Origin of the sequence: Bdellovibrio bacteriovorus, from assembly GCF_001592735.1 — a bacterium.
Lineage (GTDB): Bacteria > Bdellovibrionota > Bdellovibrionia > Bdellovibrionales > Bdellovibrionaceae > Bdellovibrio > Bdellovibrio bacteriovorus_D.
This window is the reverse complement of sequence record NZ_LUKE01000001.1, coordinates 1,658,082-1,684,050: the sequence shown is the minus strand read 5'-3', so window position 1 is coordinate 1,684,050 and position 25,969 is coordinate 1,658,082. Positions and strand designations below refer to the sequence as shown.

Below are 25,969 nucleotides of genomic sequence, written 5' to 3'. Positions count from 1 at the left end.
AGCAACAGAGTTTCAATTATCCTTCCCCGCGAAATGATGATAAAGTCTTCTTATTCCGTGAGGATCCTATGGCAAAAAAAGTAGTTATTGTCGGCGGTGGATTTGCCGGCATCAAAGCAGCACGTGAACTGGGAAATAAAAAAGACGTCGAAGTCATTTTAATTGATCGACGTAATTACCATCTTTTCCAACCTCTTTTATATCAAGTGGCTACGGCGGGCTTATCGCCCGCTGAAATCTCGGGCCCTATCCGCGGGATCTTATCAAGATATCAGAACATTTCTGTCTATCTTGATAATGTACAAGGTGTGGATCTTGCTAATCGTAAATTAAAAACAACTACCAAAGAAATCTCTTACGATTATCTAATGCTTGCTTGCGGCGCTAAGCACAGTTATTTCGCCCATCCAGAATGGGAAGAAAATGCTCCGGGTCTAAAAACTTTAGAACAAGCCACGGAAATTCGCCGTCGCTTGCTTGTCGCTTTTGAGCGTGCGGAAACTGAAGCCAATGCGGAAATTCAAAAACAGCATCTGACTTTTGTCATCGTCGGTGGCGGGCCTACAGGTGTCGAGCTTGCGGGCGCAATTGCAGAAATCAGCCGTCATACTTTGATGGAGGATTTCCGTCATATCGATCCTTCGCGCACGCGTGTTTTATTAATTGAAGCGGGGCCAAGAATTCTGGCTGCCTTTGATCCCACACTTTCTCGTCGGGCGGCTCGGGATCTTGAAGATTTAGGTGTGCAGATTTGGACTAATACGCGCGTGACCGATGTGCGTAGTAATTCCGTAGTACTAGGTGATGAAGTGATCAAGGCCTCTACCATTCTGTGGGCGGCGGGCGTTCAACCATCCAGCTTAAATAAAACTCTGGGGGTTCCGTTAGATCGTTCAGGCCGAGTGATTGTCGAAAAAGATCTTAGCATCAAAGGCCATCCCGAAGCATTTGTAGTGGGTGATCAGGCTTATTTTCCGACAGAAGATGGCCGTGGTCTTCCCGGATTGGGTCCGGTGGCTATGCAACAAGGACTTCATGTTGCCAAAGAAATTTTGGGCGAAATTAAAGGCCAGCCACGAAAAGAGTTTAAATATTTTGATAAAGGTCAAATGGCCACCATCGGTCGCCGTAAAGCCATCGTGCAAATCGGAAGCTTTAAGATGGGAGGCTTTCTTGCTTGGCTTATTTGGCTTTTCATTCACGTTTACTATTTGATCGGATTTAAAAATAAGTTCTTCGTTATCTGGCAGTGGGCTTACGCTTATCTGACTTTCAAACGCGGAGCTCGTTTAATTGTGGATAAGGAATGGCGCTCCCAACCCAAAGAAACGCAGTAAGAATTACATTAAGCCTTTATATCCATATTTCGCATATTAACGTTTCAAACGGGCATTGGATTCCCGATGTCTGCGCTGGCATATTGCGTTCATAAATACATAACAAACCTCACGGAGATTTTATGAAAGCCCTTATCCTTGTCTTAACGACGACTTTAACCATGACTTCTTTTGCACACGCTGACAACCAATGCGCATTTGGCGAAGACTCTTGGGAATTGAAAGAAGAGATCACTAGTGAAGCATCCGGTAAACTTTGGTACCACGGTGAAACCATCGAATTATCTAGCCCACAACGCCTTAAAGGTCTTACCGATTTAGAGCGCCAAATGATCATCGACAGTTATTCTATCGGCGAACCAGAGAGCGAAAGCGAACAGCTTTTGGATTTCGTAAAATCGGACGGATACATCACTTATTTCACTCCTAATTCTTACCGACGCCAATTTGCGATTGTGGCGAGCTATCCTGGAGACAACGAATACGGCGTGATCTTTGAAATCCGACAAGGCCCTAAAGACGCATTGATAGCTATTCCGGTTGCCACGATTGGTGACGGTGAGCTGGGACACTGCAAAGTTTTGAAATCTGACATTAAGTAGTTTTAAAGGGCCTCTAGAAAGAGGCCCTTTTTCTTTGCCAAACTCTGTATTGACATTTTTTAATGTATTAGACATGGTCACATTAATTCTCTCTTCCTTCGAGGCTCTCCGTGTCTGACAGTAAATCTAGCAAACGTTCTTTAATTTTAGTTTTAGGTTCACTTACTGCGCTTAGCCCCTTTGCGATCGACATGTACTTACCTGCATTTCCGAAGATGGCTGAAGGCTTAGGAACGACCGTGCCTCAAGTTTCAATGTCACTTTCAAGTTACTTTATTGGTCTTGCAGCAGGGCAGTTGTTCTATGGTCCACTTTTAGATCGTTTCGGGCGCAAGTCGCCTTTGTACATTGGTTTGATTATTTTTATTTTAGCAACCATCGGTTGTCTTTTTTCTAAGTCTGTCGAATCGCTGATTGTTTTCCGATTTATTCAAGCCGTCGGTGGCTGCGCGGCCAGCGTAACCGCTATGGCCATGGTGCGCGATTATTTCACGCCCAAAGAAAGTGCTAAGATTTTATCGCTGCTAGTTTTAATTTTAGGTGTATCTCCCTTACTTGCCCCGACGGCGGGAAGTTTTCTGACGTCCCATTTTGGATGGCAGTCGGTGTTTATTGCCCTGGGAGCACTAGGCGCCTTTGTTTTATCCTTAGCCGTGTTTCTGTTACCTTCCGTGTATGAGCCCGACAAAGCTCACTCTTTGCATCCGGTCTTAATTGCGAAAAACTATTGGCAGATTTTTAAAAATCCCCAATTTTATTCTTATTCATTAGCGGGGGCCATCGGCTTTTCGGGACTTTTCGTTTACTTGGCGGCTTCGCCGATTATTTTTATGGAGATCTTTCAAGTCAACGAACAAACTTACGGCTGGATCTTTGCGCTGCTAGCTTCGGGACTTATTGGGGCGACTCAGTTGAATGTCTTTTTATTAAAGCGCTTTTCCAACGAAGGTATTTTGCGCGCAGGCCTGACAAGTCTTGTGGTGATGGGATCTATCTTTTTCATTGGCACTTTTTACGGCATTTACGGTTTAGTCGGAACCATTGCCGTGATCTTTTTGTATTTGGCTTGCGTGGGCATCTCGAACCCCAATGCGGCAGCCTTAGCGCTTGCCCCTTTTGCAAAAAACGCAGGAAGTGCCGCCGCCCTCATTGGCTTTTTACAAATGGCGATTGGGGCGATTGCTTCAGTCATCGTCGGGGTTCTGAAAGCCCAGCAGTTACTTCCGATTGCCGCGATCTTTATGGGTTCGTCTATCGTGGCCTTAGCCGTTTTAACTTTTGGAAGTCGTCGCATCAAAAACGTGGTCACGACCTCTCACGACGCCGCGACCATCGCGCACTAATAGAATTTATTTTTTCGCAACGGCCTTTAAAAGGGCCAACAGAATGACAGCCCCAATGACCGAGCCGATGAATCCCGCCGGCTCACCGACTTCATAAATACCAAGGACTTGCCCTAAATAACCACCGACGAAAGCCCCTAGAATTCCTAAGATAGTTGTCAGGATAAAACCCAACTTATCGCTTCCAGGTTTGATAAAACGGGCCACAAGCCCTACTAAAAATCCAATAATAATGGTTCCGATTATGCCCATAAGCACCTCCGCCTTTTCATCTCACCACTGACAAACTTACTCATCAACCACCTTGCATTGCCGCGTCGCACGATGCTATGTTAGCCCTTCAGAAAAGTTCCCAAGTAGCGGAGGGTTGGCCGAGTGGCTGAAGGCGCTCGCTTGGAAAGCGAGTTTACGCCAAAAGCGTAACGCGAGTTCGAATCTCGCATCCTCCGCCAAATTTTACTGCGATATATCTCATTACAAGATTATTTCTAAATCCGTGTTCTCGGAAATAGTTGAATATGAAATTCAAAAACCTCCGAGGGATCGCCTTCGTGAAGGAAGATGCTAAATTTTTTTAGGAACTCTTCAATCATATCGGGGGCTTTATCAATGTTTCTTATGTCAGCGGAAATCGTGGAGTAGAAGCCCATCTGTCCTTTGGCGGCAGACTGAATGGATTTAATCGCCGCAGAAAGTCCTTCTACTTGGCGACTGCGGATGAGTTCATCAGGATAATCTTCCGAAGTTCTGTAGCTACATTTCTGTTCAGATAAGTTTCCACGCCTATCTTTTTGAACAATTCCCAAATCAATCAATCGTTGAAGTGACTGAGCTACCTCGGCTTCAGTTAATGAGAGTCTTTTAGCAATCCAGCTATTTTCTGATTTAAATCCTTTGGTTCTCATCAAGGCCACGATGGCGAAGAATTTCCAGTCAGCAAGCAAATCAAACTCATTGGGCTTAAGAATGACTTCCCGAAAGGGATTGGACAATTTTGTTAATTTATCAATACTGCTCTTTCGTTCAAAGATGCTTCTAATTTTTTGAATCTCCTTGTCACTCAGGCCAATCTTACTGGCTAAAATAAGGGCTTTAGAAAGCGAGATTTTTCTTTTGCCTCGCATGATTTCCGATAGGGCAGATGATGAAATTTCCAGTTTCTTTGCGAATGCCCTGAGTGAAAAACTTGGGTTCTTCTGAGAAGCCCTAACAAAGTAGTCTGTGAGGACTTGGCGAATGTGCTGTTGTTCGTCTAAAATCATAAACTGCTCCAATCGTGATGGAGCGGCTTTACTCTACGACACCATCACGCTAAAAATATCCCGTTTACTAAAAACAACTATATTCGTAGACGGCGAATCGACGAAGGGGTATTAGATGAGAGTTATATCTTTGCTTATTTTATTTAGCGTTTCAACTGCTTTTGCAGACCAAGGCTTGGACCAACTTAAGCAATCGTTCAGTGGCGTTATTGCTAATGCGACGAAAGAATTTGATAAAGCGGCAAGGATGAAACCGCTCGTTCTAAAAAAAGGAACGAAAATCAGCAAAGATGAATGCGAAGATGCTAAGTCAAAAATCAGCGCAAACTACAAAGTCGACCCATTTGAAGTGATATTCGAAGGTGGCTCTACCTACAATTCAATGTGTGGTGGGCAATACGGTATTCGTAAAAACTTTGTTCAGAATGTTTCAGGCACGTCTAATTTCGGATTTCCTTATGCGTTTGTTCTTCAACTGGAAGGTCAAGATTTTGGACGAGAAGTAATCTCAAACTATTTCGTTGATAGCAGTTACCGAATTGTAGAAATCCAATCTTTGTCATTCTATAAGAAAACAGGCGAGCTATTGGAATACGGCATCACTTCCTTAGACCAAAATGGAAACATCTACTCTTCCGAGTACACAAAGAATTATAGCATTGCAGGTAAAGACGTTGAGGGCACGCAGACCATCGAGAAATTTATCGCCGCTGATGGTTCTAACTCGTTCCCACTTTTAAGAAATACAGTTAAGCACAAAACGGATAAGACCAAAGATTACCAAATTCTTATTCTGGAGCGTGCCGACAAGCAAGATTGGGACAATTTTTTATTGCCCATCACACATGCTTGGAGCGGTGGCTTTTACAGCTATTCCGGAAAGCAATATCGGACAAACCGTTACCGCAGTAATCTGACCATCAAGTATCGCGGTGGAAAAGAGTATTGCGCTATTGGAAATATTAAAGCAGATCAACAGTGGTCTCAATTTCCGGCTGATAATGCCAGCTACTACAACTGCTTCAACTACTAATCTATCCACACGAGCGAGATTCAATATAAAAGACTCAGATTTTGTAATAGAAATAAAAAAGGCCCGGAATCCCGAGCCCTTTTTTTGCAAACAACTAAAGTCCTTTAAAGCTGACCAGTATCATCTGCCAGTCATCGCCCGTCGGCGACATCGTTGCAGAATAACTTCCGGTGCTACTGACGATACGATCAGCGACCGTATCATTATCTAAAGTCGAACGCTGAGTAAATCCAGAACCCGCCATAGAATTTCCGCCACCGACAGCGCCGGCCACAAATAAAAGCTCATTGGCTTGGGTCGTAGTAATCGGACCTACGCTGCCGATAGAGGTCGTCCCCACCGCACTTGTGGATTGGTCCAAAGCGCCCGAGGTTTTAATTCCCGCATATTCATGGCAACTAATACGCTTGTATGCGTTGAAAGTAGATCCAAAGTTAGCTGAAACCGTGACACTAGTTCCGGTTGCAAGATTTTCTTTATACCAAACTTCAGCTCTCCAGTCGGCCATCAAACCCGACGGACTCGTGACGGGGCCGACAGCCTTAGCATAAGAATTTCCCGCAGTGTCCGACACGGATGTCACTTGAATCGAATTGCTGTTGTAAACAATTGCACACACCATCAAGTTTCCGGCCGTCAAAGACGAGCTAAATGCCGGAGTTGCCACCGAACTAGAATTTGCGGTGATAGACTGCTCGGAATTTTGCACATACGAAATCGGAATTGCCGATGCCGAAGTCACAGCAATTGTATGGTTGGCGCTATTTCCTGCCGCATCCACCGCCACTGCTTGAATTGAGAAACTGCCTGCGGTCGCCGGAACACTCCAATTACATGAATAAGGTGTTGTCGTATCCGTACACAAAAGATTTCCATTCACATAGATTTTTAGGTTCGATACGCCGACGTTGTCAGAGGCTGTCACATTAATAGCCACGGTGCTTGAAGTAGGGACCACATCACTGTTTGACGGCGCCGTGATCGCTACCGTAGGGGGAACCGCTTCCCCCGCCGCTTTGAAAGTAACAAAGGCCATCTGCCATTCATCACCGGTCGGCGACATGGTCGCAGAATAATCACCAGCAGTACTGACGATACGATCAGCGATCGTGTCATTATCTAAAGTTGAACGTTGAGTAAACCCAGAACCCGCCGCTGAAGAACCACTCGCAACCGCTCCGGCCATAAATAACAACTCTTTATCTTGAGTCGTAGTCACGGGGCCCACACTTCCGGTGGCTCCATACCCTGAGTCGCCAATCACTTGATCTAAAGCATTACTTGCCGCAATGCCTGAGTATTCATGACAACTGATGCGTTTATATCCATCAAATGCCGAAGGGAACGTCGCCGTCGTTACAAAACTAGATCCACTGACAAGATTATTTTTGTACCATATTTCTAATCCCCAGCCCGCTAAAGCACCTGAGGTGCCAACGGGTCCGACGGCTTTAGTATATGAATTCCCTGCTGTGTCCGAAACCGCAGATACCGGCGAAGTGCTATTGTAGGCAATCGCGCAGACCATTAAATTGCCAGCAACAGGATTGGTTACAAATGATGGCGTAGAAATGGAGTCCGTGTTGGCCGTCACGGCTTGTTCTGAGTTTTGAACATATGCAATGGGATTGTCGTTGTTTTCCGGAGTCGTTTCTAAAAGAAGAACCCAATCGGTTTGTCCTTCATAATTCAGAGAAGGAGGCATAAACTGCCGCGTTCCCGAATTAGCAAACGGACTTCCGGAAATCGCGGTGTAAGTTCCGTTGGATGGATCATACCACCTAGCGGTCACCGGACCTGCCATCTTCGACATATCAAAAGTCGGATTGCGCAAGTGGTTTTGATAATACATCACCGCCAATGTTCCCGCAGAATTTATCGACGCTTGAACGTAGTTTTCTGGCGTCGATCCCAAATATCCTGAAGTCATAAATGTATGATTTACGTCAGGACTTAAAGTGTGCCAGGCAATGGGACTAAAAAAATTGCGTGCATGAGTCAGAGTTTGAATTCCAGGACTGTTCATCGCCGTCGTCCAACCACCGGGAAAGCCTCCGTTTCCGAAAGTGTCCTGGGGATCGCCTGGATCCGCAAAATACCATATAGGATTATTTCCGAAGATAAAACCCGTAGAACCCGTCACCATTGGCATGTAAATCTGAGATCTCCACACCAGACTGTCAGAGTTGTGCTCATTCTCATACTCACCTTCAAAAAAGATATGAGGTCTGACACCTTCATTGTCCGCCCAGCGAGCTAGAAGTCTTGAATAGTTTTCGGGGCCTTCATAAGTGTAAGTCGTATCAATATCTAAACGAGAGATTCCTGGAATTTCCGCACCCGAAGTGTCTCGATCCCAGTGAGCCACGTGATAGTGAACTCCACCACTGCCCTCACCGGCCACGATCCCATTCATGACCGCATTAACCAGCAACATATCTGAAGGGCCAGGTGTCGCATCCCCCGACGCAGACCAAATAATATTGGGATAAGAGGCAAACTTTGCCCCGATGTATTGACCATACTGCTGAAGCTTCGTCGCCCCCGTCGTGCGCATCTTTGTACACCAGCCATCACTGCTGCAACCCGCACCATAATAAGAAGGAGTCACGATAACCAGAATATCGCGCTCTAACGCCTCCTGGATGAACCACTCTGCAAAATCAAAATAGGCAGAATTATAAGTGGACATATCATTCACGTTTGAAAACGGAGAAATCCCCGTGCGTGTCACCCACTTGGGAGTGTTTGATGTGAAGCTATGTTCAATCAAGTTAATCAAAATGGTATTCACGCCTCGCGCCTGTCGATCATCTAAATAGTCGATGATTTCAGATTGAGTTAACTCAGCTAAGATGGACCAAGCCGTATCAGCAACCATTAAGTACGGCTGTCCTTGAGCATTCACGAAATGCCGCTTATTTGCGGAAATCGTGATGGGATAAGGTGATGACTGGGCATGCGCCCAAGACATTAAACTGCAGAGCAGAAAAGAAAAAAACCAACCAGCGAGCCTCATAATTCCTCCTTGATATAATTTGGCATCGAAGATTCAGATGGTAGATTCACCAAGAAAAATGTAAATCCTCAAGAGGTCCTAACGCGCGGGAGTATTGATTTTGTAATACGGCCTCACCGAACAAATTTCAGCTGCGTGGTAAATTATTTTATTGTTCTTTTTAGAACTAAAACCATAGCCGGCTCAAATGTCGAACTTGTTGATTCGATACCCCACAAGTCCCCCAAGAGTCGATGTCGTATAATCAGTTTTATTCGCAGAATCGTCGGATCCCATGCTTCCTTGCCTTTGAAAAACGCTATTTTCATCAGCCGCCGCATGGTTGGACCAAATGTAACGAAAAATCATCAGATAGTGTCGAAAATATATCCTTCGATTCGGTATAGACGAAATTTTGGACAATCCCATTCTTGGAATTTCGGGAGTGTTTAGGTTTCTCAATTAGTTAGCTCCTTAAGGGGCTTCTCATTCTAATCCACATTTGCGGCATGAATTCTGCTTCCATCCTTTTTAGAGGTGATCAGGATGATTTGCCACGGACGTAAACTTAGAAAATTCTTAGGTCTTTGGGTAATACTCACCTTAATGCCCGCGTGCTCAAAGGTGGGCGTTAACGTCACGGATAATAATCAGGACTCACTGGGATCAGAAACTCCCTCTGGCGGAGTGACTAAAAATTATTACTTTTTCGTGAAACGTTCTGCTGACATCCTATTTGTTATAGACACTTCCAATTCAATGGCCGAAGAGCAAGACCTTTTAAAAAACGGCTTTCCATCTTTCACCTCTGCTTTAAACGCATACAGCAGCGGAACTTTAGATTGGCATGTGGCTATCACATCGACAGATATTGCAACTTCGGGCTCGGGCAAACAAGGGGCCTTGGTGGCGTTTCAAAATATGCCGGCGAATACCTATTATTTAGATACATCTATAAGTACCGATCAAGCCAATGCAGCCTTTCAAGCGTCCGTGGTTTTAGGTATCGGTGGAAGTGCGGATGAACGTGGGATTGCCGCTGCCAGATTAACAGCTGAAAGAGAATTTAACCCTAGCACCAGTCGTGGATTTATTCGCCCCGACACTTCTTTTTCCGTCATCGTTTTATCTGACGAAGATGAGCGCAGTTCCCAAGATCCAAACTCTGCCGATTATACGGCTCCGGAAGCAATCGATCTGCCGGCAAACTTTGTTCCCGCGATTCATGCCTTAGATCAAGTCAGCTCTATCCCGAAAACCATCAGTTTTCATTCGATCGTTACTAGCACCCAAGAGTGCCTTGATGGCCCTGGAGTTTCGATGGGTACGATGTACATGAATCTTTCTAATTTAACGAACGGGATCATTGGAGACATCTGCGCTTTAAAACAAACCTATCAAGAACAACTCAGCTCGCTTGCCGCTAAGATCGTCAATGAAGCTAAGACTTACACCTTACCGTGCGAAAAGATCGTGGAAAACTCTGCCGAAGCCTATGAACAAGCCTTAGGCGGAGCCTTAGTCAAAGTGCCCTCAACCTTTATTGCGCCCAACAAAATTGTGCTGCAAAACGCCCCACCGTTAGGAAGCCTGATCAAAGCAAAATTCACTTGCTTAGACGGAACATAAAGGATGCATGCTTGGATCATCTTATGAATAAACTTTTTATATTTTTACTACTTACGATTTCTTCAGGTCTTATGGGATGTGAGCAGTTCACTCCCCTTTCCGCGGGAGAAGCTTCATTTGATAGCCAAAGCGTAAAATCCATTGGAACTTGCAATCGACAATCTGTAAGCCTTATCAATCTTTGCACTGAAGTGGTTGGCGATGATTACAACGATGTTGAATATCTAGCGGTCCTAAAAGAAAATTGCGAGGCCACAGGCGGAGTTTTTTCAACTGCGAATTGCGATCACACCCAAAGCGTAGGCACCTGTGCGGTACAAAGAGGACGTTCTAACGAAGCCCATGCGACTTATTATCCTCCGCAATATTCAGCAGCGAGTGCCGCTGCGGACTGCGCCGCCAATAGCGGTGTGTTTCACAACAAATAAAGCTCAACTGCCTGTCGCCCTCGATATCGTGTCTCATAATGAGATTCGTGTAAAGCTTACTTGAGTTTAATCCCCGGCACTTCAGTCCAGACCTTAACACATCGATAAGTTAATCAGAGATTATCTAGTGGAGCGATATGTACGTAAAGAAACCTCTCCAACTCTTGCACGTTGATGATTCATCCGTATTGCGTAAGACTATCGCGCGCGGCTTAGAACCTTTCAAAGAACATTACGAGCTCACCCAAGTTGAATCCGTCGACGAAGCCCTTCATCTGATGGCTTCAGGGCAGAAATTCGACATTATCCTTACCGATTGGCTTATGAACGGTAAAAGTGGCTTGCAATTCCTTTGTTTGCTTAAATCAGATCCCGCTTATCATCATTTACCAGTCTTCTTTCTTACGTCAGAATATGACAGCAATAGCCTTATTATTGCCGTCACCCACGGTGCTTCCGGAATTCTAAAAAAACCTACTTCAGGACCGGATATTCACGCCTACATCCAAAAGAAAATGAGCGTCATCGAAGAAAGTATGATGCCCAAGGAAGATCTTTTTGTCGTTCAGGCAAAACCGATCCTTAATGAAATACCGCGTATCCAAAGCTTCAAAAGTGCCAATGACTTAAAGTTGTCTTTAGAGGCTATTCAAAAATTTAAAACAAAGGCCGCAGCTTTTAAATGGCCCCTTCTTGCTGACTATTCTCAAAAAATCGAAGATACGATTCAGCTCACTTTAAAATTAGAGGCAAATCTTCTGACACCCATCACAAGACTGATAAATGAATATCAATCTTGCATGGATCAAGCCTTAACCGACCTTGAATACGGACGTCCGCACCAAATGATGTGTGAAAATATCGATAAAAATTTAAAAAATTACCAAGTCAACCTAGAGGCCGGTTGGTTCACCAATCGGGGACCTCAAGAAAATTCCAATGAGGTGATACTTCCGTGGGCCACGGCCGTTGAGCTTCAACAGCACCTGACTCCGGAAGGATTAGAGATCTTACGGCAGTACCTTAAACGATAAGTTAAAACAAGAAGTATACATTTACGGGTTTTCATTTTTAAATAACCTCATGGATATGCTTAGCCACATTTCTTTGTCAGTCTCTGATCTTAAAAGATCTTCCGAGTTTTACGATGCCGTCCTTGGCATCTTGGGATACCCCCGCGTTTACACTGGCGATACTGCCGCCGGTTGGGGGGATGCTCAAGGCAATGAGAAGTTTGCCATTAAAAAAAGAGTCCACCAGGCCCATCCGCCGAGCCGGGGATTTCATTTAGCTTTTCACGCCAAAACTCAAAGCGATGTTCATGCCTTCTTTGAAGCGGGCCTAAAATATGGTGGTAAAGATAATGGTCAGCCAGGACCACGACCGGAATACGGGCCGCGATACTATGCGGCTTTTCTAATTGACCCTGATGGGTATGAAATAGAAGTAAAGTTATTTGTTTAAAGGAGACCCCTATGATGTGGACCGGACGTGTTTTAAGTGGATTAGCGATCGCCTTCTTGCTATTTGATGGGATCATGAAATTTTTCATGGATAAACTTCCACCTGAAGCCTTAGAAGCTGGTGCGGTCCTGCAATGGCCTGTCGAATTAATGCCGACTGTGGGTACGATCTTACTTATTTGCACTTTGCTTTATGCAATTCCGCGCACGTCACTTCTAGGGGCCGTTCTTTTAACAGGTTATCTTGGTGGAGCTGTGGCAAGTCACGTGCGTGTTAGCAATCCCCTTTTCACCCACACTCTGTTCCCTATTTATGTGGCTGCTTTTGTTTGGTTAGGACTTTACTTAAGAGATGCCAAATTAAGAAAGATCTTCCCTTAAAGAAGAATTTTGCCGCAAGTAAAGCGTACCTTGTTCCTGGCTTCTAAGACAAAGCCATCAAATAGTTTTCTTGCGGCATCAAGATCACCGATGTTTTGACGACCACCTAATGTCAATTCAGGATGACCTTGCATCAAAAGACCACGACCATTTTTAAAAACTAAAATTTCTGGGATTCCATCCGCCGCGACACCCGCTAACGTCAAAGGGCCAATAGGTTTATAGTCGATGGCCTGATGATGGTAAGAATAAATAAATATTTTTTCTAAGCCCTTCCAGATCTTGGCCATCAGCTCATTCTTAGAATCAATAATCACGTCATGTCCCACATCCCAATGTTCATGGGCGGTCTTTACTTGCGAAGGGACGTCTTGCACGATTTTATAACCCATTGATGCCGCAGTCATCTGAGCCCCTCGGCAAGTCGCGTATACAAAACCTTTTTCTGACTGAATGTATTTCTGAATCAATTCTTTTTCATAAATATCTAAAACGCCGTTATAGCCTCGCGCCCCATTTGGGATATCCCCATATATATGCGGATCTACATCAGCGCCCCCTAAGGGAAATAAAATTGAAAAGTGAGCCGCTACTTCTTTATGAAAAAGATCACGATGATTTTTAGACAATACCGACCCCACTGCTGGCGGCAAAACAAAGTTTTTAATCCCGCGATCCAACATCAGCTTTGTCCAGTTCGTGGGGCGCGTTTGAGCGGGAGATAAATCATTCTTGGTATTAGCTAAAAGTAAGGAATGCTTTTCTGGCTCATAACTTAATTTTTTAAAACTTTGCTCCGTTGGTTTTTCTAAATCTGCTGGGGGAGTAAAGCTATTCAGATCAGCGTGGGTCTTTAAATTCTCAACGTAGCTTTCCCAAACTTCAAGAGGGCTTTGTCCCTCTCTCACGGGGATAATAATCGCAGGCGCCTTGTGACCCCTTTCCCAAGCATACAGAGTAACGTCGGCAAGAGCCACGGAGGCACTTGCTAGCGTTCCCACCAGGAGTGTCGTCAACTTTAAGCAGAGAGATAGGCATTTCACCATAAACCCTGGTAATTCAAAAACCTTACCTATCTAACTGCAATTATTTTGATTTTAAGGTAGGACAAAGTGCCCCCAGGCGCTTTTCAGGCACCAGTTGTTTGAAACTTTGACTGTCTCAGTTTGAGACGAAAATTGGACTTAGTGAGCCCCACGGCCTTTGGATCGGCCCGTGGGGCTGTGAACACATAATCTTGCGCATCTATAGGATGCAATTACAAACGCACAAGAGAATTCGTTACTTCTGTTCCATTAAAATAAGCTTTAGAACCGCTGCATGAATATTCATAACGGATCTCATTGTTAGATCCATCTAAGAATATAATGCTGCCTTCGCTCCAATGCTGAGAGCAAGAGCGGTCATATTTTAAGCCCGTTGATTTAAGCTTAAAGACCACTTTCACTTTCGTTTGTTGATTGCTCTGATCCGGCTCCATGGTCCCGGTCACCGCAAAAAAACCATCAAACTTGGCGCTTCCTTTTTGATAGGGTTGGCTCATGTCGTCCGGGATGTAAACATTGTCCCACTGACTTTGCCAGTTCCAATTCCATTCAAAGTACTTCGGATTTTTATTAAAGCCATCAACAGTCCCTGTGTATCCTGAAGAATAACGAATCGCTGAAGAAGTCTTCTTTACTTCAAAAAATCCGTCATAAGTGTCTTTGAATTCCTCATGGCCGGCGACGTACTGATTTGAAAAATCAAAGTCATAGCGATATCCACCGCCCCAACCCATGTTTTCATTTCCCGATTCATCGTTAAAGTCGACAATTTTGTAGGTGCCTTTACGATTTAACGTGGATGCACCTTCGTTAATACCGTTACAAGCATACTTCACCTGAAGCGATAACGGGATGCCATCACCGTCGTTATCTACTGGTGTTTCTGGATTCTTGGTCGTGCATGAATCAAACATGCCGGCAAAGTTGATCGGCATTTGAATCGGCGCATTTGGATTACCGCTTGGAACCAAGCTTTGCATCGCAACCGAAATGTTTTGATTAGAAAAAATCGCCAGCGCTTGAGCTTGAGTAACCGTGCCCCCAGCTGCCGATAGCTTTCCACCTTTGCCACCGCATCCACCTAGCAGCAAACTAATGCTTGCTGCCGTTAGAATAATTTTTTTCATCTTTAACTCCTTCTATTTTTGAGTCTTAAAGCCCAAAGGTTAGAAGTTATAAGTAATAGATGCTTGAGTTAGAACGTCGTTACCGTTGATTGAACCTGTTGTAGAACCCGCCACAACACCATCAAGAGCAAAGTTGTTGTATTTCAAACCAAGACCCGCAGCCACTGTCGTATCGTTTTTATTTGTGATAACGGCATCAGCAGGTGCTGTTTGGTTTTTGTCTTGCGTGTTGCTTAGAAGGAAGCTTTGAGAAATTGATGCGCGGACCACCGACCAAGAAGTCAAATCAGCCTCAACACCCGCAAAAATCGGAAGATTCATCGCCGTGATGTCTTTACCGATCTCACGTTTTGCATAAGACAAAGAAGCGCCATAATACACGTTTTTGATTTTACGGCTTAAGATACCCACTTCAGCGCCAATATCGTTTACGTTTGTGTCGCCAGCCGCCGCTTCTCTTTTACCTGAACCCCATGCCAATTTGCTGAAGAAATAGCTTGTGCCCATTTCTCTTTCATAGTTCACAGTCACGTAAGGAGCACCGACCGTTTTATCTGTCGCTGTTTCTGAAACTGCGATCGCTTCAACAGTTGCCGAAAGCTCCATGCCATCTTTATCGATACCGTACCGAAGAGCTAGGTACTGTTCTTTTACGTCTGTTGTTTTATCTTCAAAGTTAGAAAGAGCTACTGAAGCACCCCAGCCGTCTTTTGCGTAAAAGACTTCAACTGGATTGTTTTGTCCTTCAGAGGCTGTAGCTCCTGCGCGCAAGCTTTGTTGAATCGGGCTTAAGTGACCCACATAGACACCCATGTTTGCGCCAAACTCATCGGCAAACAATCCACCCTCCGCTTTAGGCGCTGACGTGTTTGTGGTTCCACCCATTTCCATCGTCAGATATTTTCCCAAAGAATTTACGTGTGCCGGATTTTCAAACACGGTTTGTGAATCTTTTAGGAACTCCGCTTTTTGCAGAGCTTGGATACGAGCTTTAGAAGCGTGAGCCTGAGTGGCCGCGATTAAAGAAAGGACAGATACCAATACAAACTTTTTCATCAATGACCTCATGTTGTTGTTTAAAAACTTTGTCTATGAACAAAAACTTCAGCAAATCAGCTTTATTGAGGTCAATTATTTTTAAAATTTAAGATCGTTCACATGACACAGATAAAAAAGTTCTGTCCGCAAGTATATTCATGTTTGTTTTAAAATTCTCGCACAGCAAGGCTTTGACTAAGTATCAATATCAAACCTTCAAATTTTATTCTTGTCCTCGATATATTTTCTTATACCCCCTGTTCAGGGGGTGACAGATCACAAAACTTGGCACTCGTTTTGTAAATACGTCTTCTGTCATTAATTTAAGGAGACAAAATGAAACCACTGAAGTTTGTTCTTGCGGCATTACTAAGCAGCTCTTTTGCTTGGGCCGAGCCTATTGCTTATAAAGACTGGATGGTCCAAGAAGGTACCGACGAGATCTTCGCGAAAGACTCCTGCCAAGCCGCGACGAATGTAGCCGCAGGGACAAATCGCACCCAGCTTTTGCTATCCTTTACCAAGGATCGCGCGACTGTGCCCCAACTTCTTTTGAAAGTTTGGGACCAAGCAACTCCTGAATCACAGCTTCTTATCAAGGTTTCATCCAAGGTCAGTTATCCCCTCTTCTTATGGAAAGCTTCAACCCAGCCAGATCAGCCTTCTATTTATTGGTATGCTCCGATCGGTTGGTCACCGCTAGCTGATTATATTGCTGCCGCCAACACGCTGACTGTTCAAGGGGCATCGACCCATGTGATTATCTCGCTTAAGGGTTCCTCGGTTTCTTTACAAAGAACAGCGACATGCCTTAAGGCAAGCGAAATCCTACCACTTGATTTCCTTAAAAAACTAAACGCAAAAACAGAAGGTGCCGCCGCAAATTATGCATCCGTTGATGAAATGATCTTAGGAAATGAAAAGACTTTTGAAGCGTATCGCACGGGTCTTTTAAAAACAAAAGAGCTTACCGACCTTCGCAAAGGTTCAGCAAAAATTTTAGCCCAGGAAACCGAGGCTTTGAACACTTTTAACACGGCCCAAAAAAGATGGGACAGCGGGGACGCCGCCCTTAAAACACAACTAGCAACCCAAGCCCAACTGCAACAAACCCTGGCGCAAACAACGGGTGAACTCCAAAGCCAGCAAACGGCCCTGCCGGCAACTCAAGAAAACGCCAAAAACAAACAAGCTATTTACGAGCCCCTTCGTAAACAGTTTGCCTCTTATGTTGCCGACGTTGACACCAAGCAATCGGCATTAAATAAAAATATCCGCGACACCCGAAACTACCAAAGCCGCATTTCAGACCTTGAAAGCGAAATCCCGCGCCTACGCAATGAGCAAAGCAATCTTGCTTCGCGTATAAGCAGCTTAAGTTATGATGTGGACCGTGCGCGCAGCAATTATCAATCAAAACAAAGCGAGGCTGATCGCTATAACGTTCGTTGGGAATACGATCGTGAATTGCGCAGCGACTTTACTTATAGCAATAGATTACGGGATGCCGAAAGATACCGTGACGAAGGAAACCGTTACGCCAATGAGGCGCGCAACTCCCGCACCGCTCAACAAGCAGCCCAAGCTCGCTTAAACCATTGCCAAAACCAAAATCCACCGCAAAACTGTGATTCAATCCAAAACGAGATTCGCCAACATGAAAATCAAGCCAGCCAAGCAGAGCAACGTTCTCGAAGTGCCATTAACAATGCCAATAACGCCCAAAGAGAAGCGGAAAGCCGTGCTCGCAGTATTATGTCTGAAATTGAAAGAAAAAAACGCAGCTTAGAAAGCGACGCTGATGATGCGGAAAGAAGATACCGCTCTTTACAGTCGGATTTGGATTCTTTGCAGAATCGTCACAACCAAATCAGCAATATTCTTCCGGATTTGCGTAATGAGCTCAGCTACAGTCGAGATCAGGTGCCGAAACTGCAAGCGCAAAGGCCTTCTTTAGAAGCCGCTTTGGCGGATTCAATTCAAAAAAGAGATACGGCACGCATACAACTTGATTTTGATCGCATCGAAGGAGAGTACAAAGCCGCGGCCGCGCAGTTAAGTGATCTTGAAAAAGCGATTGCAAAATCAAAAAGTACGATTGTTAGCACTGAATCGAGTTTAAAAAAAATCAAACCCGTAATTGAGGAGCTTACTAAAGATCTTGCGGCAAAAACACTTAAGCGTGACCAGGCGGCACAAAAGCTAGCCTCTATCCAAGAGGCGCTAAAGCCATTCCGTGCGCAAGAAGCCGCGCTTGTGCAGACAATCAATGAATTGGTTGTTACTTTTGATGATGGGAAGGCACGATATCAGCGTACTTATGAAACATGGATCGCCCCCGTACAGGCTGCGACCTGGATGAATACCATCGGAAGCTTCTAATTCAGTTTTTTGTAGATCTAAAAATAAAAACGACGCCCCGATAAGGCGTCGTTTTTTATTTTTCAAACAATGAAAACTAGTTCACGGTCAAAGTGACGTTGATATTTCCGCGAGTGGCATTTGAATAGGGGCACACGATGTGGGCTTTTTCCACAATCCCTTGCACAACAGCGCGGTCTACTCCCGGTACTGTGATTTGCAACTCAGCTTCGATACCAAATCCTGTTGGGATTGGACCAATACCCACGATAGCTTTGATGCTAGTTTCGGCGGGAAGGGTGACTTTTTCTTTAGACGCCACAAATTTCATGGCACCTAAAAAGCAGGCCGAATAACCCGCAGCAAAAAGCTGTTCTGGATTAGTTCCTTGCTCGCCCATACCACCAAGTTCTTTTGGCGTAGTCAATTTAACATCAAGAACTCCGTTACTTGATACCGAACGGCCTTCACGGCCTCCAGTTGAAGTGGCTTCTGCTTTGTATAGAACTTTTTCTACTTTAGACATGTCATCTCCTTAGATTATTAATTATTTATATTTATTTTGGATCCATCAGCCATTCCGCGTTGGCTTTTAAAAGGTCCGCAGGAACTTGATCTATGACGTCCTGGATGAGTTCCGCAAGACTCTTAGAACGCAACTCTTTTCGCCAGGCTTCGTCAGCACGATACATGACTCTGGCGACGGCGCACACGCCCGTCGATTTTTTCTTACCCTTAAGACAAGGCGTGTTGTTACGAATCTCTTCGCACTCAAAGGTTTTCTTTTTTCCTTCGATGGCTTCTACGATATCTAAGAAGGTGATATCTTTTGCTTCTTTTGCCAGGCGATAGCCTCCCGTGGGACCAAGAGTCCCGACAAGAACCCCTGCTTGCGCTAAGGCCTGCAGGGCTTTTGAAAGATACTCTTTAGGCACTCCATGAAATTCTGCCAAAGTTTTTGTCGCTAGATAACGATCCGGCGGCAAAGACCCAAGAACTGCACAACAATGGATGGCCCACTCGACCTGGTTTCTTAATAACATCTAAGACAATCCTAATTTATCCAAACCAAAGAATTTATCAAAAGTGCCCGGTTCACTGCGGAAGGCAACGCCCAGACGGTTCCAAGCATTAATCGCCGCGATCGCCATAGTCAAATCCACAACTTCTTTTTCTGAAAAATGAGCCGAGATTTTTTTGAAATCTTCGTCTTCAGCGCCGTGCGCACCGATTTTAGTTAAAAGCTCTGTCCACTCTAAGGCCGCTTTTTCTTTATCAGTGAAAAGGCTGGATTCACGCCATCCGGGAAGGTGGATTAAACGAAGCAAGCGCTCTTCGTGTTTAATGGCTTCTTTGGAATGCATGTCCATGCAGAACAGGCAGCCGTTTAACTGAGACGCGCGCAGCTTAATAAGGTCTTTCAAATTTTTATCGATATCCGAAGCAGCAATAGCGCTTTCTAAGGCCATTAAAGCTTCAACTTGTTTTGGGGCGTGTTTGTTATAGTTAATGCGAGTACTCATGACTCCTCCTAATTAAGGATATTTTATATCTTTAATTAGGAGGATATCAAGGATAATTTTTATCTTTAATTAAGTATATGAAATTACTTAATTTTTCATAGCATTAAAACTCAATCTTCACTGAGCTCGCAGATCTTTTAGCGGGACCATGAAAGACCACTTCGATATTATTTCCATCCGGATCAATCACGAAAGCCGCATAATAACCCGGGTGATACTGGCGAATACCCGGAGCCCCGTTATCTTTTCCCCCCGCTTCAAGCGTGGCTTTATAAAAAGCTTCGACCATTTTTTGATCACGGGCCTGAAAGGCTAGATGGGTACGGCCTGTTAACTTCCCCATCGATGAAGCTGGGCTTTCAAGTTCGGAAACAAAAACTTCATCAAACCAAAAAAATCCCGGCCCCTCCCCACCCATTGGCACATCTAAAGATTTCAAAGCTGCAGAATAAAATTTTTTACTTGCGGCAAGATCTTTAACTACAAGTTGAATGTGATCAATCAAACGTCCGCGATGAAGCTCTTGTGTTTCCATAAAAAAAATCCTCTCGTGATAGGGGCTAAGATTTTACCCAGGCTATCACGAGAGGATTCATTTACAAAAATTTAAATCTTCAGTTATTAAATAAACATTCCGCCGGAAGCTTCAATGCGTTGTCCATTAATCCAAGCAGTGCCTTCCGAAAGTAATGCGACCACAACCGGTCCGATGTCATCAGGCAATCCCGCTCGACCCAACGCCGTCACCGAAGAAACAAATGCATTAGCTTGCGGATTATCTCGCGTGTGCCCGCCCCCAAAATCAGTTTCAATAGCGCCAGGAGCCAAAACGTTCACGGAAATTTTTCTGGGTCCTAATTCTTTGGCTAAATAGCGAGTGTAAACTTCAATGCCACCTTTCATCGAGGCATAAGCAGAATAACCCGGAACCGCAAAACGCGCCAACCCCGAGGACACATTTAAAATACGACCACCGTCTTTCATTAGCGGCAAAAGTTTTTGCGTTAAAAAGTAGGGACCTTTTAAGTGGATGTTCATCAATTCATCAAATTGTTCTTCGGTGGTACTTGTGACCGGTGCATTTAAACCTGTACCGGCGTTATTCACCAAGAAATCAAAAGAGTCGGTATTAAATTTATCTTTCAAAACCGCGCGCAAATCTTCCGCGAACTTTGCAAAGGTGCTGCTTTTACTAACGTCTAATTGCAACGCATGAGCACGTCCCCTATTTTTTTCAACTTCGGCCACCACGTTTTGCGCTTCTTTCACATTGCTGTGATAAGTAAAAATAACGGCTGTTCCATCTTTCGCCAAATGAGTCGCCATATTTTTTCCAAGTCCACGACTGCCACCGGTGATTAATGCGATTTTCATATATGCTCCTTTTTAAAAAATTATGAACCTTATGAATTAAGATTAGGCCTTTTCTAGCCTTGAATAAAGATGCCTATTATGGACATACTGTTCGTGATTTTTGAACAATGAGGACTGTAGTATGGATAAATTGCAAACCATGAAAGTTTTTGTCCGCGTGGCCGAGGCCGCAAGCTTCACCCGCGCCGCGGAAGGATTGGGCTTGCCCAAGGCCACAATATCTTCGGCCGTGCAAGAATTAGAGTCCTCTTTGGGCACCAGGCTTTTTCATCGCACCACCAGAAAAGTTCAATTGACCCAAGACGGAACGATTTTTTTTGAACGCTGTAAAGATCTTTTATCGGATGTTGAAGACATTGAAACCATGTTCGTCCAAGGCACCACGAATATCACCGGCCGCATCCGTGTGGATATGTCAGCCGGGATGGCGAAATCATTAGTCCTTCCCCGCTTACCCGAATTTTTAAAAGAATTCCCGGGCGTGCAAGTCGAAGTCAGTTCGACCGATCGCAAAGTGGATTTAATCCGTGAAGGTTTTGATTGTGTGATCCGGGTAGGAACACTGGAGGACTCCGGATTGATTGCGCGACACCTTGGTAATCTAACGTTAGTGAATGTCGCTAGCCCCGAATACATCAAAAAGTTTGGTCGTCCGAAAAAAATTGAAGATTTAGACGAACACCAAATGGTTCACTATTCACCCACATTGGGCATGAAGCCGTTTGGTTTTGAATACTTTGACGGAGAGAAATACGTCAGCCGCGCGGTCGCTGGCCCGGTGACTGTGAATAACTCAGAAGCGTATACGGCCGCTTGCCTTGCGGGCTTAGGAATTATTCAAACTCCACTTGTGGGTATGCAGTCATACATGGACGAAGGAAAGCTTATCGAAGTTTTGCCCAAGCTGCGCGCCGAAGCCATGCCCGTGTCCCTGCTTTATCCGCACCGACGAAACCTTGCTCGACGGGTGCAGATATTCATGGAGTGGGTTGAAAAGATCATGAAGGACTATATAACATAAAAAAGACGAGGCATCTTTGATAATTCAGATTTAATATTCTTGATCGCTTGCTCTTCGTACCTATCACGAAATTCTTTGGTCAAAAAAACACCTCGCTTGAGTATACTCTTCAAAAAAGCCTTGCGCTTGAAGTTATACATCAATGTAGGAATAAGATGGTATTCCAAGCGAACATTTTGTTTGTACGCCATGTATTCGAGTTCTCTTTGGCCAAGGATTGAAAAATCAATATCCATAAAATACTTTGCTGTTTTTGTTAACTCATGGCCGTTTTTTGGCGATGCGACAATCATTTGATAGGCATCATCAAGACTTACCTTCGATTTGAATCGCCCAAGTGTCTCTTTCAATTTTTTTGCGCTTTTGAGTTCATTTGTCTTTGAAAGTTGCGAGTAAATCACGTCATGGTACCAAATTGCCAATTCGATACTTACTTTGTCGATTCCAGGCTCCTGCAACTGATCAAGTTCCCATAGACAATTCTGAATATGCTCTAAGTTATGATAGTGACGAGAACTCTCTTGGTAACAATTAAAAACGTCGTCGACAATTTTGTATAAAACTTCTGGAGAGGCATCAAAGTTTCCGGAAAGAACCTTTAGTAGTCTATTTTTGAGAGTTTCTTTTTTGTGTTCGCTCAGAACAGGATAGTCGAGGCCTCGATACAAAATAAAAATCCTATCTTCTGTACAGCCCATGCTCTTGATGAATTGCTCCATATTCACGTCCGGAAACTGCTTTAGCCAATCAAGAAAGTTTTTGTCCGAAGACTGAGGTATTTTCCAATAGCTATCAGTGGCTTTTGAAAATATCAGAAAAAAAACATCTTCGCTGAAAGGGCCACCTGACGTAGTCTTCACTAGGATATAGTCTACTTCCTCAGGTTTTAAATCGGTATATTTCCTTTCCATATGTCCTCCTCGCAATTTAATTGTCGAAGATATAGATTGGTTGTACAACCAATCTATGGGAAGAAAAAGTCTCAAAAACGAACGCCGCGCTGAAATAATAAGAGCTTTTGCCAGAGTTTTGGCTCAGCATGGGTATGCGGGAGCGACCATTTTAGCCGTAGCCGAGGAAGCTAATCTGTCCCCAGGGCTTCTTCATCATCACTTTAGCGATAAGAAAGAAATGCTTCTCGAACTACTCAATACCTTACTAATAGACTTCAGAAGAAACTTGAAAGAACGAAGCTCAGAAAAAGCTCCCAATCTAGAGAGTTATATCGATGCGGCTCTAAAGCTAGATGAAAAAGCCAATACTATCGCCGCAAAATGTTGGGTTGGCATTTTGGCAGAAGGACTGCGAGACAAAAGTTTAATGGATAAAATTAAGCATTATCTTGATACAGAAATTAACTCCATCGAGGCTCTATCTTCCGGCAGCCTGAATGTCGAAGAAAGTAGTGCCGTGCTTTCATTTGTTTTGGGCGCACTCGTCTTTGGAGCCTTCGCGCCAAAGCGAGCATCTGGTTTCGCAGCAACTATGGGGAAGGAATTTCTAAGCGCAATGCAAAGAAAAGAATCGTTTAAATGAAAATCGTTGTTCAAACTAAATGTTATCCGAGCAACGCGCCGTCTACCGACTGGTGAACAGGCACAGGTTGCCACTATCGAATTCTTGTGGCGAAAGCCAGCCTTCTTTACGAACGACATCTAGCAACCACCCGCGGGCGTTGCCTTTGGTGATGATGGTGATTTTGCGGTATTTAGAAAATTTAATCAGCTGGGAAAGAACGTGCCCATAGGTTTCTTCAGAAAACGGATCATACATATAATAGATTTCCGCTTCCGGGATGTGGAATTCTTTCAGTGATAAATCTTGCGTTTGAAAGTGAACGTGATTTGTCATCTCTAAACGCTCGGTCGTGTGCTTAGAAATGTCCACACGGTGAGGAACATATTCGTATCCGATAAAGTCCACTTCGGGATGCATCAATCCCACGACCAAGCCCACACGTCCATACCCGGAACCTAAATCAATGAAGCGATCCCCGGCCTTGAGATTTAAATTTTTTAAGGCCGTTAAGACCGTGGAATATCCAGACTGCACCCCAACACCGGCGCCTTCATAAAGACGTTCTTTCACCGCAAGATCTTGCTTCATCCCAATATCAGCCTCGTAATCAAGATCAAAAATTTTATCTAAGCCGTCAAATGTGCGATACAGCGAAAATCCCAAGTGTTCGTTTTTAACTTTGCGTTCATTTTGCAACAAGGTTTCGAAACTAAAAAGCCCTGACATTTTTTGCAGGGCTTCCCTTAGAAATATTTTTTGTTCTTGATCAGCGCGGATTTTAATAAAAAGCAATAAATCTTCTTGGGTCTTTAAGGCTTCAGCTTGCGCAGCCCTTATCGATTTTTTGGAACTTAAATCTAACTGCGACCTTAAATGATCTAAAGAGGCCAGCTCGCGAGCAAAGAGTGAGGTGACGATCTCTGCAAGCTCTTGATCTTTATGCAGCCACTGTTCATCTAAAAGGTAAGTGAGCGCGGTATCCAGAAAAGCGATGTCCACGAATGCGTGAGCCATTTCGGTGGAGGAAGCATTCTTAAAATCGACAATCTTATCAGCAAAAAGATTCATAAGCCCATCCCATCACAACGTTGATAAAGTAACAACACTGATCCCAACGGCTTTTTTGGATCCGTGATTTAAATAGGAATGCGCGGACTCTCCGGGGAAAGCTAAAACATCGCCCGTGCGAAGTTCGAAAGTCACTCCATTCACCGCCACTGTGATGTGGCCTTCCACGCAATGAAGATATTCTTTTGTTCCGGTGGAATGCGGAATACCGCCCATGCGTGCACCCGCCTCAAGCTCGATGCGATCAATCGCCATCCCTGGGATGGCGTCGGGAAGTAATTTGTAAACCAGGACGTTTCCTTTGGCCCGCCGATTGGTAGGAATGTCTTCTTTACGTATTAATTTTACCGAAGATCTGGGGGTCGCTAGCAGCTCTTCAAAAGACACATGCAGGGCTTCGCACACCTTGGCTAAGTTTTGCAGTGAAGGATTTCCCATCCCACATTCCATGCTAGCCAAAGTGGATCGCGGAATGCCCGAGATCTTCGCCAGCGCGGACTGGGTCATCTTGCGTTTTTTACGCAAGTTGACGATGTTGATGGATAAATTCTGGGAAAGCAGGTCGAGAGTTACGTCTTGCATCAAAGCACTATGTCATCCCTCGCCCTATCCGTCAATAAACCGTCCAAATTTCAAATTCTTGCCAATATATCAACAAACAGCTACCACGGCCGGTGGGGATGGCTAATAGTAGATTCATAAATGAAAGCTAAATGAAGGAGAAATCTCATGCCTTATGAACTACCACCATTACCTTATGAAATGAATGCTCTTGAGCCCCATATGTCGAAAGAGACTTTGGAGTACCACTATGGAAAGCATCACAAAACTTACGTTGATAACTTAAACAAACTTGTTCCCGGTACTGAATGGGAAGGCAAATCTTTAGAAGAGATCACTAAAAAAGCAACTGGTCCGATCTTTAATAACGGCGCGCAAATCTGGAATCACACTTTCTTTTGGAACTGTCTTTCACCAAAAGGTGGCGGCCAACCCACCGGTGCTTTGGCGGAAGCAATCAATGCGAACTTCGGTTCATTTGATGCGTTTAAAGAAAAATTCTCTGACACTTCAGTGAAGCAATTTGCTTCAGGCTGGGGCTGGTTAGTAAAAACTAAAGAAGGAAAATTAGAAATCCTTTCGACATCAAACGCGGGCAACCCGATGACAGATGGAAAAACTCCGTTGATGACTTGTGACGTGTGGGAACATGCGTACTACATCGATTACCGCAATAAACGCCCTGATTTCTTAGGTGCTTTCTGGAAGCTAGTTAACTGGGAATTCGTGTCGAAAAACTTTAGCAACGCAAAATAGTCCCGACGACTGCTTTAATTTAAAAAGCCGACCTCTTACCAAGGTCGGCTTTTTCATTTATGACACTAACACTTACGTCTAAACAATCATGAAAGAGTTG

At 44.4% G+C, this 25,969-nt stretch carries 27 protein-coding genes and 1 tRNA gene; 14 read left to right on the top strand and 14 right to left on the bottom strand.

Annotation, left to right across the window (positions count from 1 at the left end):
- Positions 1-68 precede the first annotated feature (68 nt).
- The 3 genes from AZI86_RS08260 (at position 69) to AZI86_RS08250 (ending at position 3,282) form a co-directional block, all read left to right on the top strand.
- Entirely contained in the window at positions 69-1,337 is a 1,269-nt protein-coding gene (locus AZI86_RS08260) for an NAD(P)/FAD-dependent oxidoreductase (protein WP_061835111.1), read from the top strand.
- A 122-nt stretch (positions 1,338-1,459) separates the two neighbouring features.
- The gene (locus AZI86_RS08255) at positions 1,460-1,939 is read left to right on the top strand and encodes a hypothetical protein (protein WP_061834580.1); all 480 of its coding nucleotides are present in this window, start codon (positions 1,460-1,462) and stop codon (positions 1,937-1,939) included.
- A 110-nt stretch (positions 1,940-2,049) separates the two neighbouring features.
- A complete protein-coding gene (locus tag AZI86_RS08250) occupies positions 2,050-3,282 on the top strand; it encodes a multidrug effflux MFS transporter (protein ID WP_061834579.1) in 1,233 nt (410 codons plus the stop codon).
- Positions 3,283-3,288: 6 nt separating this feature from the next.
- On the opposite strand, the gene AZI86_RS08245 is transcribed toward AZI86_RS08250, so the two are convergent.
- A complete protein-coding gene (locus AZI86_RS08245) occupies positions 3,289-3,534 on the bottom strand; it encodes a GlsB/YeaQ/YmgE family stress response membrane protein (protein ID WP_061834578.1) in 246 nt (81 codons plus the stop codon).
- Between the two features lie 109 nt (positions 3,535-3,643).
- On the opposite strand from AZI86_RS08245, the gene AZI86_RS08240 reads away from it, so the two are divergent.
- Positions 3,644-3,734 (top strand) — tRNA-Ser (locus AZI86_RS08240).
- Between the two features lie 36 nt (positions 3,735-3,770).
- Here the strand turns inward: AZI86_RS08240 and AZI86_RS08235 are convergent.
- A complete protein-coding gene (locus AZI86_RS08235; protein ID WP_061834577.1) occupies positions 3,771-4,544 on the bottom strand; it encodes a TIGR02147 family protein in 774 nt (257 codons plus the stop codon).
- A gap of 115 nt (positions 4,545-4,659) precedes the next feature.
- Here AZI86_RS08235 and AZI86_RS08230 point away from each other — a divergent pair, with 115 nt between their 5' ends.
- Positions 4,660-5,577, top strand: coding sequence for a hypothetical protein (locus tag AZI86_RS08230; RefSeq protein WP_061834576.1), 918 nt, complete (start codon positions 4,660-4,662; stop codon positions 5,575-5,577).
- 94 nt (positions 5,578-5,671) lie between these two features.
- Here AZI86_RS08230 and AZI86_RS08225 read toward each other — a convergent pair whose 3' ends face one another.
- Positions 5,672-8,596: an apiosidase-like domain-containing protein gene (locus AZI86_RS08225; protein ID WP_061834575.1), complete on the bottom strand. Its 2,925-nt coding sequence runs from the start codon at positions 8,594-8,596 to the stop codon at positions 5,672-5,674.
- 603 nt (positions 8,597-9,199) lie between these two features.
- Between AZI86_RS08225 and AZI86_RS08220 the strand changes: the two genes are divergently transcribed.
- From AZI86_RS08220 to AZI86_RS08200, 5 genes are all read left to right on the top strand, one after another.
- Positions 9,200-10,204, top strand: coding sequence for a VWA domain-containing protein (locus AZI86_RS08220; protein ID WP_172798000.1), 1,005 nt, complete (start codon positions 9,200-9,202; stop codon positions 10,202-10,204).
- A 23-nt stretch (positions 10,205-10,227) separates the two neighbouring features.
- On the top strand, positions 10,228-10,632 hold the full coding sequence (locus tag AZI86_RS08215; RefSeq protein ID WP_061834573.1) for a hypothetical protein: 405 nt from the start codon (positions 10,228-10,230) through the stop codon (positions 10,630-10,632).
- Between the two features lie 137 nt (positions 10,633-10,769).
- Positions 10,770-11,666: a response regulator gene (locus tag AZI86_RS08210; RefSeq protein WP_061834572.1), complete on the top strand. Its 897-nt coding sequence runs from the start codon at positions 10,770-10,772 to the stop codon at positions 11,664-11,666.
- 49 nt (positions 11,667-11,715) lie between these two features.
- Complete coding sequence (locus tag AZI86_RS08205; RefSeq protein ID WP_216635894.1) at positions 11,716-12,096, top strand: VOC family protein; 381 nt, start codon at positions 11,716-11,718, stop codon at positions 12,094-12,096.
- 11 nt (positions 12,097-12,107) lie between these two features.
- On the top strand, positions 12,108-12,476 hold the full coding sequence (locus AZI86_RS08200; protein WP_061834571.1) for a DoxX family protein: 369 nt from the start codon (positions 12,108-12,110) through the stop codon (positions 12,474-12,476).
- On the opposite strand, the gene AZI86_RS08195 is transcribed toward AZI86_RS08200, so the two are convergent.
- The 3 genes from AZI86_RS08195 to AZI86_RS08185 all read right to left on the bottom strand — a co-directional run bounded on the left by AZI86_RS08195 (position 12,473) and on the right by AZI86_RS08185 (position 15,705).
- Positions 12,473-13,492, bottom strand: a complete 1,020-nt coding sequence (locus AZI86_RS08195) for a gamma-glutamyl-gamma-aminobutyrate hydrolase family protein (RefSeq protein ID WP_172797999.1) — start codon at positions 13,490-13,492, stop codon at positions 12,473-12,475. The two genes, AZI86_RS08200 and AZI86_RS08195, sit on opposite strands and share 4 nt — an antisense overlap.
- A gap of 242 nt (positions 13,493-13,734) precedes the next feature.
- A complete protein-coding gene (locus AZI86_RS08190) occupies positions 13,735-14,649 on the bottom strand; it encodes a hypothetical protein (RefSeq protein WP_061834569.1) in 915 nt (304 codons plus the stop codon).
- Between the two features lie 39 nt (positions 14,650-14,688).
- Positions 14,689-15,705 (bottom strand): hypothetical protein, encoded by a 1,017-nt coding sequence (locus AZI86_RS08185; protein ID WP_061834568.1) that lies wholly within the window; start codon positions 15,703-15,705, stop codon positions 14,689-14,691.
- A 318-nt stretch (positions 15,706-16,023) separates the two neighbouring features.
- Between AZI86_RS08185 and AZI86_RS08180 the strand changes: the two genes are divergently transcribed.
- Entirely contained in the window at positions 16,024-18,069 is a 2,046-nt protein-coding gene (locus AZI86_RS08180) for a hypothetical protein (RefSeq protein WP_061834567.1), read from the top strand.
- 76 nt (positions 18,070-18,145) lie between these two features.
- Here AZI86_RS08180 and AZI86_RS08175 read toward each other — a convergent pair whose 3' ends face one another.
- The 5 genes from AZI86_RS08175 to AZI86_RS08155 form a co-directional block, all read right to left on the bottom strand.
- Positions 18,146-18,574 (bottom strand): organic hydroperoxide resistance protein, encoded by a 429-nt coding sequence (locus AZI86_RS08175; protein ID WP_061834566.1) that lies wholly within the window; start codon positions 18,572-18,574, stop codon positions 18,146-18,148.
- Between the two features lie 31 nt (positions 18,575-18,605).
- The gene (locus AZI86_RS08170; RefSeq protein ID WP_061834565.1) at positions 18,606-19,091 is read right to left on the bottom strand and encodes an RrF2 family transcriptional regulator; all 486 of its coding nucleotides are present in this window, start codon (positions 19,089-19,091) and stop codon (positions 18,606-18,608) included.
- On the bottom strand, positions 19,092-19,571 hold the full coding sequence (locus tag AZI86_RS08165) for a carboxymuconolactone decarboxylase family protein (protein ID WP_061834564.1): 480 nt from the start codon (positions 19,569-19,571) through the stop codon (positions 19,092-19,094).
- A gap of 103 nt (positions 19,572-19,674) precedes the next feature.
- Positions 19,675-20,106: a VOC family protein gene (locus tag AZI86_RS08160; RefSeq protein WP_061834563.1), complete on the bottom strand. Its 432-nt coding sequence runs from the start codon at positions 20,104-20,106 to the stop codon at positions 19,675-19,677.
- An 86-nt stretch (positions 20,107-20,192) separates the two neighbouring features.
- The gene (locus AZI86_RS08155) at positions 20,193-20,945 is read right to left on the bottom strand and encodes an SDR family NAD(P)-dependent oxidoreductase (RefSeq protein WP_061834562.1); all 753 of its coding nucleotides are present in this window, start codon (positions 20,943-20,945) and stop codon (positions 20,193-20,195) included.
- A 121-nt stretch (positions 20,946-21,066) separates the two neighbouring features.
- On the opposite strand from AZI86_RS08155, the gene AZI86_RS08150 reads away from it, so the two are divergent.
- Positions 21,067-21,966: a LysR family transcriptional regulator gene (locus AZI86_RS08150; protein ID WP_061834561.1), complete on the top strand. Its 900-nt coding sequence runs from the start codon at positions 21,067-21,069 to the stop codon at positions 21,964-21,966.
- On the opposite strand, the gene AZI86_RS08145 is transcribed toward AZI86_RS08150, so the two are convergent.
- The gene (locus AZI86_RS08145; RefSeq protein ID WP_061834560.1) at positions 21,954-22,877 is read right to left on the bottom strand and encodes an HD domain-containing protein; all 924 of its coding nucleotides are present in this window, start codon (positions 22,875-22,877) and stop codon (positions 21,954-21,956) included. The genes AZI86_RS08150 and AZI86_RS08145 overlap by 13 nt on opposite strands.
- Positions 22,878-22,932: 55 nt before the next feature.
- Here AZI86_RS08145 and AZI86_RS08140 point away from each other — a divergent pair, with 55 nt between their 5' ends.
- Positions 22,933-23,502 (top strand): TetR/AcrR family transcriptional regulator, encoded by a 570-nt coding sequence (locus tag AZI86_RS08140; protein WP_061834559.1) that lies wholly within the window; start codon positions 22,933-22,935, stop codon positions 23,500-23,502.
- 42 nt (positions 23,503-23,544) lie between these two features.
- On the opposite strand, the gene AZI86_RS08135 is transcribed toward AZI86_RS08140, so the two are convergent.
- Positions 23,545-24,552: a methyltransferase gene (locus AZI86_RS08135; RefSeq protein ID WP_061834558.1), complete on the bottom strand. Its 1,008-nt coding sequence runs from the start codon at positions 24,550-24,552 to the stop codon at positions 23,545-23,547.
- Positions 24,553-24,564: 12 nt separating this feature from the next.
- Positions 24,565-25,134 (bottom strand): helix-turn-helix domain-containing protein, encoded by a 570-nt coding sequence (locus AZI86_RS08130; protein ID WP_061834557.1) that lies wholly within the window; start codon positions 25,132-25,134, stop codon positions 24,565-24,567.
- 147 nt (positions 25,135-25,281) lie between these two features.
- Between AZI86_RS08130 and AZI86_RS08125 the strand changes: the two genes are divergently transcribed.
- Complete coding sequence (locus AZI86_RS08125) at positions 25,282-25,869, top strand: superoxide dismutase (protein ID WP_061834556.1); 588 nt, start codon at positions 25,282-25,284, stop codon at positions 25,867-25,869.
- The last annotated feature ends 100 nt before the right edge of the window (positions 25,870-25,969 follow it).